The sequence below is a fragment of the Micromonospora sp. NPDC005205 genome (assembly GCF_040608275.1).
In the GTDB taxonomy this organism is placed as follows: Bacteria; Actinomycetota; Actinomycetes; order Mycobacteriales; family Micromonosporaceae; genus Micromonospora.
Genome location: NZ_JBEXHV010000038.1, coordinates 1 through 13932, shown reverse-complemented (window position 1 = coordinate 13932; position 13932 = coordinate 1). Strand labels below are relative to the sequence as shown.

General features: G+C 72.6%; 10 protein-coding genes. 8 read left to right on the top strand and 2 right to left on the bottom strand.

Annotation, left to right across the window (positions count from 1 at the left end; all coding sequences use genetic code 11):
* Positions 1 to 397 precede the first annotated feature (397 nt).
* Positions 398 to 1339, bottom strand: a complete 942-nt coding sequence (locus ABZU43_RS32940) for a hypothetical protein (protein WP_355010272.1) — start codon at positions 1337 to 1339, stop codon at positions 398 to 400.
* Positions 1340 to 1637: 298 nt separating this feature from the next.
* Here ABZU43_RS32940 and ABZU43_RS32935 point away from each other — a divergent pair, with 298 nt between their 5' ends.
* Together ABZU43_RS32935 and ABZU43_RS32930 are read left to right on the top strand one after the other, a co-directional pair.
* Positions 1638 to 2618: an ATP-binding cassette domain-containing protein gene (locus ABZU43_RS32935; RefSeq protein ID WP_355010271.1), complete on the top strand. Its 981-nt coding sequence runs from the start codon at positions 1638 to 1640 to the stop codon at positions 2616 to 2618.
* On the top strand, positions 2615 to 3442 hold the full coding sequence (locus ABZU43_RS32930) for an ABC transporter permease (protein ID WP_355010270.1): 828 nt from the start codon (positions 2615 to 2617) through the stop codon (positions 3440 to 3442). Before ABZU43_RS32935 ends, ABZU43_RS32930 begins: the two co-directional genes overlap by 4 nt.
* Before the next feature lies 1 nt (position 3443).
* Here the strand turns inward: ABZU43_RS32930 and ABZU43_RS32925 are convergent, their stop codons facing one another.
* Positions 3444 to 6623, bottom strand: a complete 3180-nt coding sequence (locus ABZU43_RS32925) for a BTAD domain-containing putative transcriptional regulator (protein WP_355010269.1) — start codon at positions 6621 to 6623, stop codon at positions 3444 to 3446.
* A gap of 113 nt (positions 6624 to 6736) precedes the next feature.
* Between ABZU43_RS32925 and ABZU43_RS32920 the strand changes: the two genes are divergently transcribed.
* The 6 genes from ABZU43_RS32920 (at position 6737) to ABZU43_RS32895 (ending at position 13722) form a co-directional block, all read left to right on the top strand.
* Entirely contained in the window at positions 6737 to 7570 is an 834-nt protein-coding gene (locus tag ABZU43_RS32920; protein WP_355010268.1) for an ABC transporter ATP-binding protein, read from the top strand.
* A gap of 32 nt (positions 7571 to 7602) precedes the next feature.
* Positions 7603 to 8586: an iron-siderophore ABC transporter substrate-binding protein gene (locus tag ABZU43_RS32915; RefSeq protein WP_355010267.1), complete on the top strand. Its 984-nt coding sequence runs from the start codon at positions 7603 to 7605 to the stop codon at positions 8584 to 8586.
* Between the two features lie 5 nt (positions 8587 to 8591).
* A complete protein-coding gene (locus ABZU43_RS32910) occupies positions 8592 to 10691 on the top strand; it encodes an iron ABC transporter permease (RefSeq protein ID WP_355010273.1) in 2100 nt (699 codons plus the stop codon).
* 25 nt (positions 10692 to 10716) lie between these two features.
* A complete protein-coding gene (locus ABZU43_RS32905; protein ID WP_355010266.1) occupies positions 10717 to 11622 on the top strand; it encodes a siderophore-interacting protein in 906 nt (301 codons plus the stop codon).
* 116 nt (positions 11623 to 11738) lie between these two features.
* The gene (locus tag ABZU43_RS32900) at positions 11739 to 13199 is read left to right on the top strand and encodes an SDR family NAD(P)-dependent oxidoreductase (protein ID WP_355010265.1); all 1461 of its coding nucleotides are present in this window, start codon (positions 11739 to 11741) and stop codon (positions 13197 to 13199) included.
* A 46-nt stretch (positions 13200 to 13245) separates the two neighbouring features.
* The gene (locus ABZU43_RS32895) at positions 13246 to 13722 is read left to right on the top strand and encodes a heme-degrading domain-containing protein (RefSeq protein WP_355010264.1); all 477 of its coding nucleotides are present in this window, start codon (positions 13246 to 13248) and stop codon (positions 13720 to 13722) included.
* Positions 13723 to 13932 lie beyond the last annotated feature (210 nt).

The window sequence follows — 13932 nt, the reverse complement described above, 5'->3', positions numbered from 1 at the left end:
CCCTTTTTTCATCATCCCGCGACCACAGATATCTACCCGATCCTAACAACACTCTCTCCCTCCACCACGCTCTTCCGATCTCCCCCCCGCCCGCACGCCCCCCGCCCTCACGCCCCCCGCCCTCACGCCCCGCGCCCCGCGCCCCGCGCCCCGCGCCCCGCGCCCCGCGCCGATCTTGCAGTTTCGGTTGCCGAAACGCGTGGAACGACCCCTATGTCACGACAGAAAGTGCAAGATCGCGGCATGGGGGCGGTCCCGGCCCGTCGATCATGGAGTTGTGGTGCCTGAGTTGTTGCTGTTCACGGCTTTTGTTGACCACCACAAGTCCATGATCGACGACGGCGGGGCGGCTTATCGGACCGCGACGCGATGCGACGGTGGTCCAGACCGCCCCGGCTCAGCGCGGAACGGTCTCCTGGTCGGCCAGCACAATAAGGTCGTCGGGGCGGGCCGACAGCGGCGCCGTCGCTCCGTCGAGCCACACCAGATAGCCCACCGGCGGACCGGACGAACCCCAGCGAGCACCGATGATCGTGGCTGACCGCCCGTCGTGCGGTGTCGTGAGCAGGCGTACGCGGGTGCCCGGCGCGTGTCCGTCGTCGGCGACTATCAGCAGCGCGTCGAGGATCTGCCGGACCCCGGCGACGGGCAACCCCGGAACGTACGGCTCGCCCGCGTGTCCCAGACGCGGGGTCATCATCGTGCCCAACAGCGCGCTCTGCCGGATCGCCTCCTGGCGGACCTGCCCGTCCACGCTGCGTCCGGCCACGGTCAGCGCATTCTGGATGCGCGACCAGAGGGCCAGTGGCTCCTGGTCGAGCAGGCGGCGGGCCTCCCTGTCGACTTCGGCGCAAGCCGTGTCGAGTGCGGTGTCCTCGCCGAGTTCGGCGATCCAGGCCAGGTCGCCCACCTCCGGCAGCAACCCCGGCGACTCGGCCACGATCACGATGTACAGCATCGCGAGCAGTTCCTCGCGGCCCTCGCCGTGATAGAGCGAGCCGACCCCGCTGCCGGTACGCCCGCGGCTGGGCGGGAACCGCTCGACGAGGTGCCGCGCACGCCCATGAGGCAGGGCCGCGGCCCGCCTGGTGTCCGACACCCGCTCCTCGAACGACCGCCGCTCACGGCGTTCGACGAGCAGCTGGCGATGCGGGTCGAACCCGATCGGATAGATCGTCCGCCCGTACCTGGAAAGGGTTTCGCCGGGCCGAAGGCCGACCGACTCAAGCTGCCGGGCCGCCTCCGAGTAGGCAACGCCAGCCCGCGCTGCGTGCTCCCGGATGGCGCGTTTGCGGGCGCGTCCCGGGGCCGGGGTCCGTCGGGGGGTGGGATCAGACATGACGCCTCCGGTGCAGCCCCACGCACTCCACCGAACGGACGGCGTGACCGGCACGCCGAGAGTCGACACATCGGCGCGGAGTCGGAGACTCTTGGCCCCAAGCATGTGGTCGGGCGTGGGCCACCACATCGGGCGCTGGCAGGCGCTCTGCCGTGGCCAGCATATCGTGACGCCGGCCGTCGGTGTGGACGCGCACACCCTGGCCGCCCTCCCCCTCGACGACTGCGGTGTCAGCCCGTGTCAGCCGATGTCGGTGGCGTGTCGGGGCGGTGTCGGCGGGCCCGCGCATGCTGTACGCATGACAGCTGACCTGGTGATCGAGGCCGAGGGCCTCGTGAAGACGTTCGGGAAGACGAGGGCGCTGCAGGGCGTGGACCTCGCCGTGCCCCGGGGGACGGTGCTCGGGGTGCTCGGCCCCAACGGCGCCGGTAAGACGACCGCCGTTCGCATCCTCTCCACCCTGCTGACCCCGGACGGCGGAACCGCCCGGATCGGTGGTTTCGACGTGGTGCGGGACGCCGAACGCGTTCGGCAGAGCATCGGACTGACCGGCCAGTACGCCTCGGTCGACGAGGACCTGACCGGTCGGCAGAACCTGGAGCTGTTCGGCACCCTGCTGGAGCTGGGGCGCAGCGGCGCCCGGCGGCGGGCCGCCGAGCTGCTCGACTGGTTCGACCTGACCGATGCCGCGAACCGTCAGGCCAAGACCTACTCCGGTGGCATGCGGCGACGGCTGGACCTGGCCGCCAGCCTCGTCGGCTCGCCCGACGTGATCTTCCTGGACGAGCCGACGACCGGGCTCGACCCGGCCAAACGCGAGGACATGTGGGGCGTGGTCCGAACGCTTGTCAGCAACGGCTCGACGGTGCTGCTCACCACGCAGTACCTGGAGGAGGCCGACGCGCTCGCCGACGCGATCACGGTGATCGACCACGGCCGGGTGATCGCACACGACACACCCGACGGGCTCAAGCGGGTGGTCGGCGGGCAGACCCTGGAGGTCCGGCCGTCCGACCCGGCGCACCTGCCGCGTACCGCGGAGATCCTGACCCAGGTCGGCTCCGGCGCGCAGGCCGACGAGATCCGCAAGGGCGTCCTCGCGGTGCCGGTCACCGACGACGCGGCCCTGACCGAGAGCGTCGCGCGCTTCGCCACGGCCGGCATCGCGGTCACCGAACTCTCCCTGCACCTGCCGAGCCTCGACGAGGTGTTCTTCACCCTCACCGGGCGTACGGCATCGGAAGACGACACCACCCGCCCCACGGAGGTCGCGGCATGAGCACTCTGACCGACGCACCACCCACCCGGAACCGGGCGCTGTCGACGATCACCGCGCACCCGCGACCGTTTCGACTGGTCCGGCACTCGTTGGCACTCGCCAAACGCAGCCTCATCAAGACCTGGCGTACGCCCGAGGCGCTCATCGACGTCACCCTGCAACCGGTGCTGTTCCTCATCATCTTCGTGTACGTCTTCGGCGGCGCGGTCGCCGGCTCGACCCACGACTACCTGCAGTTCCTGCTGCCCGGCATCCTGGCGCAGACGATCGCGACCGGCGCCATCGCGATCGGCGTCAACCTCAACACCGACATCGCCAAGGGCATCTTCGACCGGTTCCGGTCGTTGCCGATCCCCCGCTCCGCCCCACTGGTCGGCGCGGTCCTCGGCGACGTCGTCCGGTACGTGATCGTCACCGTGTCGACCCTCGCGATCGGCTACGTGATGGGTTTCCGGATCGAGACCGACGTGTTCCGGGCCATCGCAGGGTGTCTGCTCGCGGTACTGTTCGCGCTCTGCCTGAGCTGGCTGCCGGTGCTGGTGTCGATGAAGGTGCGGACCGCGGGTGCCGTGCAGGGTGTGATGTTCGCGTTGATCATGCCGCTGAGCTTCGCGTCCAATGTGTTCGTCGGTGCCGACACGCTGCCGGGCTGGATGCAGGCGTTCGTGGACGTCAACCCGATGACCCACCTGGTGGCGTCGGTGCGCGGGCTGTTCCTCGGCACCCCACTGGACAACCACGTGTGGTGGACGCTCGCCTGGTGCGCCGGCTTCGTCGCGGTGTTCATGCCGCTGGCGCTGCGCGCGTACCGCAAGAAGATCTGACCTACGCGAGCAGGTCGTCCATCAGCTCGCGGATCCGGCTGACGGCCGCGGCCGCCGGCCGCCCGCGCCACACGGCCAGCAACGGCTCGCGCTGCTCCTCGTCGCCGAGGATGGCGTTGAGCCGTTCGCCGTTCTCAAAGGGAAAGAACATTTCGATCTGGGTGCCGATCCGCTTCGCGAGTACGGCCAGTTCGCGGGCGGTGTCGACCTCACCCCGGTACACCGCGAACTCCGCGCCGCCCGACGCCCACGCCCCGATCACCGGCAGGTCCCGTGAGGTCAGCGCATCCTCGCGGGCGAGCGACAGCAGGGCGGCCGCCTGGATGGTGGCGTGAGTGCCCGACACCCGCCCCACCTGGGCCACCCGCAGGTAGATGATCGCCGCCGTGGCCCGGAGCATCACGCGCGGCTGTGGCGGCGGTCCGACCCAGCCGGCGAGGACACGGGTCACCTCGTCGGCGCGGGCGAGCGCCTCGTCGTACCGCTCACGCTGCCAGGCGAGGTGCGCCAGGCCGAGCAGCGCCTGCGCGGCGTCGGTCTGCTCGGCCTGGCCCAGCGCGGCCGTCTCGCCCAGTCGCCGCTCCGCCTCCGCGTCGCCGGTCAGGGCGAGCTGCACGTCCAGCCGCACGCGGATCGACCGCGCGTCCTGCGTGGCGCCGACCAACTCCATGAGCCGGACGCTTCGGGTCAGCCACTCGGACGACCGGGCATCCCCGCCCGGGACCAGGAACTGCCCGACCGCACCCGCCGCCATCGCCATGCCCCAGTGGTCGCCGGCGGCCTCGAAGCGGTGGTAAGCCTGCTCGGCGTCGCTGATCGACGCCTCCGGTAGGCCGCCGTTCTCCCGTACCGCCGCGCGCGCGAACAGCCCCAGCCCCTGCACGTACGGGTCCGGGTGCACGACCATCTCGGTAGCGCTCTTCAGGCTCCGCTCCAGATCGGACGCGTCGAAGCCGGGCAGTGCCGACGCGAGAGCGGTCATCCGGGACGACACCTCGCCGGGGCGTTCGGTCTGGAGTGTCCGCAGCGCCCGCCGGGCGAGCACGGCGGGCCGCAGATCGGCGCTCACTCCGGCGTTCACGCTTATCACCACGCACGTCCAGGCCAGCCGGTCGGCGTTGGGCAGTGGCCGGCCGCTGGCGGCACCCCGCAGGATCGCCGATCGCAGCCGCCGCTGCGGGTCGTCGACGTGCAGGAGCCCGCGCGCCCAGGCGACGACCTCCAGGTGCAGGCCCCGCACCGACCAGAGGTGGAACAGCGCGGTGGCGACGTCGACGGCGGCGGGCTCGTCGCCCGCTCCCATCGCCCACCGCAGGCCCGTGACCAGGTTGTCCTGCTCGGCGGCGCAACGGTGCAGCGCCTCTACCTGGCCCGGGCCGATGAAACGGCTGGCGAGGGTGACGGCCTGCTCCCGGGCCCACCTGACCAGGCCGGTCATGGCCTGATCCCGGTCACCCGCCGCGTCCAGCCGGGCCTCGCCGTACTCACGGACCGTTTCGAGCATGCGGTAGCGCGGCGGACCGTCCCCCTCGACCAGGGTCAACAGGGACTGCTCGACGAGGGTCGCCAGGCCACGACGGACGTCCGGGGCCTGCGCGACGGCGGCGGCGAGGTCCGCGGTGAACGGCGCGGGGATGACAGCGACCCGCTGGAGCAGGTCGCGGTCGGCCTCGGCAAGCAGTTCCCTGCTCCAGTCGACAAGCGCCCACAGACTCGCGTGCCGCTCGGGCAGGCCGCGCAGGGCGTCGTCGAGCAGCGCGAACCGGTCGGTCAGCCCGGCGAGCACGTCGTCGATCGGCATGTGCCGCAGTCGTGCGGCGGCCAGTTCGAGGGCCAACGGCAGGTTGTCGAGCCGGTGACACAGGGCGAGCGCCCGCTCGGTGTCCCACGTCGGCACGGCGCCACCGGCCCGTGCCCGGGACTCGACCAGCGCGAGCGCGTCGGCGTCCGGCAACGCGGTCAGCCGGTGCACCAGCTCGCCGACCAGGCCCAGTGGGGCGCGGCTCGTCGCGAGCACCGCGACCTCCGGCGAGGCCGCCGCGACCAGGTCCGCGACGACGACGGCCACCGCGTCGAGCACGTGCTCGCAGTTGTCCAGCACCACCAGCCCGTCGAGGTCCGGCGCCACGGCGCGCAGCCGCTCCTCGGGGCTGAGGACCCGCCGCTCCAGACCCAGGTTGCCGCCGGTCGCCGAGGTGTCCGCACCGCCGAGAGCGGCGAGCACAGTGGGCAGCACCTCGTCGGGCGAGCGCAGACCAGCGAGTTCGATCACGCGGACCGCCCGCCCACCCGCTGCCGTACGCCTGGCCACCTCGGCGGCGAGGCGGGTCTTGCCCGCCCCGCCGGTTGCCACGACCGTCACGACGGGTGCCTCGGCGAGCGCGTCGGTGACGGCCTTGACGTCGCGCTCCCGCCCGACGAGGGCCGCCATGGGTCGGCGCCACGCGGCGGGCAGCGTGATCCGCGCCTGTTGCCGAGGCGGTGCCGCGACGGGCGGTGCGGTCAGTTCACCGCGCAACAACGCCAGGTGGACGCTCGTGATCACGGGTGATGGGTCGGTGCCGTAGCGGTCGGCCAGGTCGACGCGTAGCCGCTCGATAACCTCCAGCGCCTCCGCCTCCCGTCCCTGGGCGGCGAGGACCCGGACCAGCAGGGCGGCGGACGGCTCGTCCGGCGGTGTCCGCGCGACGAGCCGACCCAGGTCGACCTCGTCGAACGGGCCCGCCCCGGCGAGCGCCGCCTGTGCGCGCAGCGCGGCGACGTCCGCGAACAGGCGGGTGTCCTCTGTGGTGTCGAGTTCGGGAACCTCGGGGAACAGGGCTCGCGCCTGATCGGCCAGGCCGCGGGCGGCACGGACGTCACCGCACCGGAGGACGGTGCCTGCCTGATCCAGGAGCGCGCGCGCCTCGACCGCGTCGACGGTGATCTCGTCGGCGGGCAGCCGGTAGCCGCCCGGCACCGCGACCACGGGCAGCCCGAGGCGGCGCACCCGGGACACGAGCGCCTGGACGGCGCCGGTCGCGTCGTCGGGCGGTACGCCGTCCCAGACGGCGTCAACGAGCAGGCTCACGGAGACCGCTCGCCCCCGCGCGTCGACGAGCGCGCGGAGCACCGCCGCGAGCCGTTCACCTCGAACGGGCTTGCCGTCGACGGCGAGTGGGCCGAGGGTCGCGATGTGCACGGACCCAGCATCCCCCACGCGCGCACGGGCCCGACGAGCACCGGTCCGTCCGGCCGGTCACGGCTCCGCGACCAGCTTGACAGGCCGTCATGAGGTTAGGTTAGCCTAACCTCATGCAGAACGAGTTGGCGTCGGTCAACGGGGAGCGCAGCCTGTCCGGCGTCGACCTCCGTCTGGGCTACCACGGTGTGCCGGTGGTACACGGTGCCGCGATCAGCCTTCGTGCGGGCGCCGTCACCGCACTGGTGGGGCCCAACGGCAGCGGCAAGTCCACACTGCTGCGGGCTCTGGCCCGGCTGCACCCGATCGAGGCCGGAATCGTGCACCTCGCCGACGGCGTCACGGCCGCCAGCCTCGCGGCCCGGGAGTTCGCCCGGCGGGTCACGCTGCTCGCCCAGAGCCGGCCGGTGCCCAGCGGGGTCACCGTCCGCGACGTCGTCGGCTACGGCCGCCACCCCTACCGGGGGCGCTGGCGCACCGAGGACCCGGACGGTCCCGCCGCCATCGCACGCGCCATGGACGTCACCGGCCTGGCCGCGATGGCCGATCGACCCGTCGACGAGCTGTCCGGAGGCGAGTTGCAGCGGGTCTGGTTGGCCACCTGCCTCGCCCAGGACACCCCGGTCCTGCTCCTCGACGAACCCACCACGTTCCTCGACCTGCGCTACCAGGTGGAGATCCTCGACCTGGTACGTGACCTCGCGGACGACCACGGCGTCGCCGTCGGCGTCGTACTGCACGACCTCAACCAGGCAGCCGCCGTGGCCGACGAGGTGGTCCTGCTGCAACAGGGCCGGGTGCGTGCCACCGGCACCCCCGCGGCGGTCTTCACCGAGGACGCCCTCACCGAGACCTACGGGATCCGCATCGAGGTGACCACCGATCCGATCAGCGGACTGGTCACCACCCGCCCGGTCGGACGGCACGCGATCCGCGCCCTGGCCTGAACACCCCTCATCCCCAGCAGAGAAAGACAGTCATGACCCGTACCCGTTTCACCGCCCTCATCGCCGTCGTGGCCGCGCTGACGCTCGGCGCCTGCGGCACGACCGAGAAGACCGCCACCCCCGAGACCTCCGCCTCGGCTGCCGGCGGGCCGGTCACCCTCACCGACAGCCGGGGCAAGGAGATCACCCTCAAGGCCCCGGCGACCAAGGTCGTCGGTCTCGAGTGGGGTGAGGTCGAGATGCTGGTCAGCCTTGGCGTCATGCCGGTCGGCGTGGCCGACCCGAAGGGCTACGGCACCTGGGTCACCTCGGCGAAGCTCGACCCCGGCGTCAAGGACGTCGGCACCCGTGGCGAGCCCAGCGTCGACTCGATCGTCGCCCTCCAGCCCGACCTCATCGTGATGGAGGACGACCGGGGCGCCAACATGATCAGTCAGCTGGAGAAGTACGCCCCCGTCGTGGTCGCCAAGGGCAGTGACGCCACCGACAACCTGGGCCGGATGCGCACCGACCTCACCATGATCGCGAAGGCGGTCGGCAGGACCGCGCAGGCGGAGAAGCTGCTCGCCGACTTCGACGCGGCCATCGCCGACGGCAAGAAGAAGATCGCCGACGCGGGTGCCGCCGGCCGGCCGTTCGCCATCGCCGACGGCTGGAAGGAGGGCAGCACCGTCAGCATCCGGATGTTCGGCAAGGGCTCTCTCGTCTCCGACATCGGCACCCAGCTCGGCCTCACCAACGCCTGGACCGGCAAGGTCGACGAGGCGTGGGGCCTCGGCCAGACCGACGTCGAAGGCATGACGGTCCTCAAGGACCCGGACATGCACCTCTTCTACAACGCCTCCGACGGCGACGACGTGTTCGCCGATGGCCTCGCCGGCAACGCCATCTGGAAGTCGCTGCCCTTCGTGCAGAAGGGCAACCTGCACAAGATGCCCAACGGCATCTGGACCTTCGGCGGTCCGCTCTCCGGCAAGCAGTACATCGACGAACTCGTCAAGACGTACGCGGTGTGAGCGTGCTGAACGCGCCCCCACGCCCGGAGCCGGCCACCCGGCCGGCTCCGGGCGGGAGCCTGGCCATGCCCCGCATCGCCGTCGTCTTCGTCGCCGCGATCCTGCTGCTGCTCGTGGTCGGCGCGGTGCACCTCACCCAGGGCACCTCGAACGTCGGCGCCCTCGACCTGCTGCGGCTCGCGACCGGCGCCGACGATGAGGCGGCCCGCGTCCTGATCGCGTCCCGCCTGCCCCGGCTGCTCGCCGGGCTCGCCATCGGCGTGGCGCTCGGGTTCGCCGGGGCGGCATTGCAGTCGATCGCCCGCAACCCGCTCGCGTCCCCCGACACCCTCGCTGTCAACGCGGGCGCCCACCTGGCGATCGTCGCCGTCGCCGCGTTCGGCGTCTCACTGCCCGCGCTGCCCGCCGGCGGCCTCGCCTTCGGCGGCGGGCTGGCCGCCGCCGGCCTGGTGATGGCGATGTCCTCCGGTGGGCAGGCCGGCACCACCCGGCTGATCCTCGCCGGCTCGGCGACCGCGCTGGCGCTCGGGTCGGTGACCACCCTGCTGCTGCTTCTGTTCGAGCAGGCCACCATCGGGCTGTTCGCCTGGGGGAACGGCTCGCTGGTGCAGAGCGACCTGACCGCGCTGACCCAACTCGCCCCGGTGATCGTCGGCGCCGCCATCGTGCTCGTGCTGCTCGGGCACCGCCTCGACATCCTCGCCCTCGGCGACGACACCGCCACAGTGCTCGGCCTCGACGTGCGGCGCACCCGGCTCACCGTGATGGTGCTGGCCGTGCTGCTCTCCGCCGCGGCCGTCACCCTCACCGGCCCGGTCGGCTTCGTCGGCCTGTGCGCCCCGGTGATCGTCAGGCTGCTCGCCCCCGTGGTGCCGGGCGTGCACCGGCACCGCGTCCTGCTGCCGTTGTCCGGCATCGTCGGGGTCATCATCGTGCTCGGCTCGGACGTGCTGCTGCGGGCCGTGATGGGCGGGCAGGCCGGGGTCGACATCCCCACCGGCGTGGTCACCACACTGTTCGGCGCGGTGATCCTCATCTGGCTGGCCCGCCGGCACCGCGACGCCGGCCCCACCCGTCGTCCGCCCGGCGGGCACGCGGCCGTCCGCTCCGCCGCCTTCCACCGCGGCGTCGTCGCCGTCACCGCCGTCCTGACCGTCTGCGCAGTGGCGGTCGGCATGCTCGCCGGTGACACCTGGGTGCTGCTCGGTGACGTCGTCAACTGGGTCAACGGCAGCACCGGGCCCGCGTACACCTTCGTGCTGGACCAGCGGTGGCCGCGCGTCGCCGCGGCGGTCCTGGCCGGCGCGGCGCTCGCGGTAGCCGGCACCACAGTGCAGGCGGTCTGCCGCAATCCGCTGGCCGAACCCGGCATCCTCGGCATCACCGCCGGCGCCGGGCTCGGCGCGGTCTCCCTGCTCACCTTCGTGCCGCTGGCCGGGGTCTGGGCGGTCTCCGGCGTCGCCGGGCTCGGCGCGATGCTGGCGTTCGCCCTGGTCTACGGCCTGGCCTGGCGCGGCGGGCTGAGCTCCGACCGACTCGTGCTGATCGGCTTCGGCGCCTGGCAGGGCGGCATGGCGGTCATCACCTACCTGGTCGTGGCCTTCGACCCGTGGAACACCGGGAAGGCGTTGACCTGGCTGTCCGGCTCCACCTACGGTCGGATGCCCACCCAGGTGCTGCCGGTGGCGATCGCCCTGCTGGTGCTCACCCCGGCCGTTGTCGCCGCCCGCCGGGAGCTCGACCTGATGGCGCTGGACGACGACACCCCCCGCGTGCTGGGCGTCCGGTTGGAACGCACCCGGTTGATCGCGCTCGGCGCGGCGGCGCTGCTCACCTCCACCGCCGTCTCGGCCGTCGGGGTCATCGGCTTCGTCGGTCTGGTCGCCCCGCACGCCGCGCGGGCGCTCGTCGGCGGTCGGCACTCCCGGGTGCTCCCGGTGGCCGCCCTGCTCGGCGCGGCGTTGGTCAGCATCGCCGACACCTTCGGTCGGACGGTCATCGCGCCGGCCCAGATCCCCGCCGGCCTGGTCACCGCCATGATCGGCACCCCGTACTTCGTCTGGCTGCTGTGGCGCTCCCGCGCCGTGGCGAGCACCACCCGGTAGAGCCGCCCGAGTCGAGAGAGGCACCATGACCGAGACCCTGCCCATCGCCCCGTGGCGCGTGTTCGCCGTCACCGTCCGCGCGGTACGCCGCCTGAGCCCGTCCTTCACCCGGGTGACCTTCACCGGGGCGAACCTGGACCGCTTCGCCGACAACGGTTACGACCAGCGGATCAAGCTGGCGCTGCCGCTGCCCGGTCAGGACCGGGCGACCCTGCCGGAGGGCGCGGACTGGTACGCGACGTGGCGGGCCCTGCCCGAGCACCTGCGCAACCCGATCCGCACCTACACCGTCCGGGCGGTCCGCCCGCACCTGGCCGAGGTCGACGTCGACCTGGTGCTGCACGGCGACAGTGGCCCGGCGACGCGCTGGGCGCGGCGGGCCAGCGTCGGCGACGAGATCGCCCTGGTCGGGCCGGATGCCGGCTTCGACGGCAACCACGGCGGGGTCGAGTTTCGCCAGTCCACCGGCGGCACCGTGCTGCTGGCCGGGGACGAGACCGCCGTGCCGGCGATCAGCAGCATCTGCGAGCGGCTCCCCCTCGACGCCCGGGGCACCGTCGTGCTGGAGGTGCCCGACGCCGCCGACGTGTTGCCGCTGCTCGCACCGCCCGGCGTCGAGGTCCGCTGGCTGGCCCGGGGCGCCGACGGGTACGGCAGCCGGCTGCTGCCCGCCGTCGTCGCCGCGGCCGGGGAGCTGCTGGCCCCCGGCGCGTCGACGGCCGCCCAGCCCGTGCCGGACGTCGACGTGGACACCGAGATCCTGTGGGAGGTGCCCGAGCAGGTGGCCCCGGCACCGCTCTACGCGTGGCTGGCCGGGGAGGCCGGCGTCATCCGTAACCTGCGCCGGCACCTGGTCGCCGAGCGGGGTCTGGACCGGCGGGCGGTAGCCTTCATGGGCTACTGGCGTCTCGGACACTCCGACGCCGCCTAGCGCCGCGCCGGGCGGCCGCGAGGTGCGTCGGAGGCCGTGAGGCGCGTACCGTTTCGGGTCGGACTTGGGGCGGGCCGGCTGGAGCCGGTCCGGGATACGGGACGAGACAACGACGCATGACGGTGGACAACATTACCGAAAACGGTCAAGAGGGTATTGACCGAAGCCGGCTGGAGGCCTGCCTCAGCGTCTTCGAGGCATTGGAGGCGCTGCCCTCCGACCACCCCGACGTGGTGCAGGTGCAGCGGGCCACCGCCCGGCTCTACAAGGTGATCAAGCAGCGGCGGCGGGAGGAGCGGCGGGACGCCATCCTCGCCGCCGACCGCGCGGTGACGGAGGCCACGGCCACCGGCGCTCCGGGGCGGATCGACGACGAGACGCAGGGCATTCCGCTGGCGTCCTCCGCCGCGGGCGAGACGGCCGGCTTCCTGCACAATGCGCGCGGCTGTTACGTCTGCAAGCAGCGCTACCGCGAGGTGGACGCCTTCTACCACCAGCTCTGCCCGTCCTGCGCCGCGCTGAACCGGGAGCGCCGCGACGCCCGCACCGACCTGACCGGCCGGCGTGCGCTGCTCACCGGCGGCCGGGCCAAGATCGGCATGTACATCGCGCTGCGGCTGCTGCGCGACGGCGCGCACACGACGCTGACGACCCGGTTCCCGCACGACGCGGTCCGTCGCTTCGCCGCGATGCCCGACAGCGCGGACTGGCTGCACCGGCTGCGGATCGTCGGGATCGACCTGCGCGACCCCGCCCAGGTGATCGCCCTCGCTGACGACGTCAGCAGCCAGGGCCCTCTCGACATCCTGATCAACAACGCGGCGCAGACCGTCCGCCGGTCCCCCGGGGCGTACGCGCAGCTCATCGCCGCCGAGGCCGCGGCCCTGCCGGACGGCCCGCTGCCGGAGCTGATCACGTTCGCCAAGCCGGACGGGCAGGGCGGCCCTGTGGGCACCCTGACCGCCGGCCCACAGTCGACGGCGCTCACTCCGCACGCGCTCACCGCGCTGGCACTGACCAGCGGTTCGGCCTCGCCGGAACGGATCGCGGCGTCCACCGCCATCGACGCCGGCGGGCTCGTGCCTGACCTCGACTCGGTCAACAGCTGGGTCCAGCGGGTCCAGGAGGTGGACCCGGTCGAGCTGCTCGAAGTGCAGCTGTGCAACGTCACCGCGCCGTTCGTGCTGGTCAGCCGGTTGCGCCCAGCGATGGCCGCCGCGTCGGCCCGCCGCAAGTACGTGGTGAACGTGTCGGCGATGGAGGGTCAGTTCGGCCGCGGTTACAAGGGGCCGGGGCACCCGCACACCAACATGGCCAAGGCGGCGCTGAACATGCTGACCCGCACCAGCGCCGAGGAGATGTTGACCGACGGCATCCTGATGACCAGCGTCGACACCGGCTGGATCACCGACGAACGCCCCCACCCCACGAAGATGCGGCTGGCCGACGAGGGCTTCCACGCCCCACTGGACCTGGTCGACGGCGCGGCCCGGGTGTACGACCCGATCGTCCGCGGCGAGCAGGGCGAGGACCTGTACGGCTGTTTCCTGAAGGACTACGCGCCCTGCGCCTGGTGATCGCCGAGCGACGAGGATGATCGCCCGCACCAACAAGGAGAAGAACATGTCAGCTGACCGTGAATCGTGGCCGACGCTCGACGAGCTGCTGCGCGAGGAGAACGAGCTGGAGCTCGCGGGCCTGTCCGAGACCGACGCGTACGAGCTGGGGATGCTCGCCGTCGCCGCCGCGACCGAGCAGCGGCTGCCGGTCTCGGTGGGCGTGTGGCGGGCCGGGCGGCAGCTGTTCCACTGTGGCCTGCCGGGGTCGACGGCGGACAACGACGCGTGGCTGCGCCGCAAGGGGCGGGTGGTGATGCGCTTCGAGCACTCCTCGCTCTACATGGCCCGGCTGTGCCAGGACAAGCAGGTGACGCTGGCCGAGCGGTTCGGTCTGCCGGCCTCGCGGTACGCGGCGGCCGGGGGCGCGGTACCCCTGCGCGTGCGCGGCACCGGTGTGGTGGGCTGGGTCGGTGTCTCCGGGCTGCCGCAGTTGGACGACCACCGTTTCGTGGTCGACATCCTCCGCAAGCTCCCCCGATAGGGCGTTGCCGGCGGCCTCGCAGGCGAGGCCGCCGGGTCACTCGCTCCGGGGCCTGTTTCATAAGAACTGGCCGGCCTGCGGCAGGCCCGGACGACGACCGGCGGCCTTGCGGTTGCGTCCGGATACAATACCGGTATCCGGACACCGATCCTGCCGGGCCAGCAGGGCCGTGTGGCCGTGGCCGCCGATCCGGGTGACTGGTCCGAGCGG

Coding starts and splice junctions, on each gene's coding strand:
- ABZU43_RS32940 (WP_355010272.1), bottom strand. CDS start 1,339: ATGTCTGATCCCACCCCCCGACGGACCCCGGCCCCGGGACGCGCCCGC.
- ABZU43_RS32935 (WP_355010271.1), top strand. CDS start 1,638: ATGACAGCTGACCTGGTGATCGAGGCCGAGGGCCTCGTGAAGACGTTC.
- ABZU43_RS32930 (WP_355010270.1), top strand. CDS start 2,615: ATGAGCACTCTGACCGACGCACCACCCACCCGGAACCGGGCGCTGTCG.
- ABZU43_RS32920 (WP_355010268.1), top strand. CDS start 6,737: ATGCAGAACGAGTTGGCGTCGGTCAACGGGGAGCGCAGCCTGTCCGGC.
- ABZU43_RS32915 (WP_355010267.1), top strand. CDS start 7,603: ATGACCCGTACCCGTTTCACCGCCCTCATCGCCGTCGTGGCCGCGCTG.
- ABZU43_RS32905 (WP_355010266.1), top strand. CDS start 10,717: ATGACCGAGACCCTGCCCATCGCCCCGTGGCGCGTGTTCGCCGTCACC.
- ABZU43_RS32900 (WP_355010265.1), top strand. CDS start 11,739: ATGACGGTGGACAACATTACCGAAAACGGTCAAGAGGGTATTGACCGA.
- ABZU43_RS32895 (WP_355010264.1), top strand. CDS start 13,246: ATGTCAGCTGACCGTGAATCGTGGCCGACGCTCGACGAGCTGCTGCGC.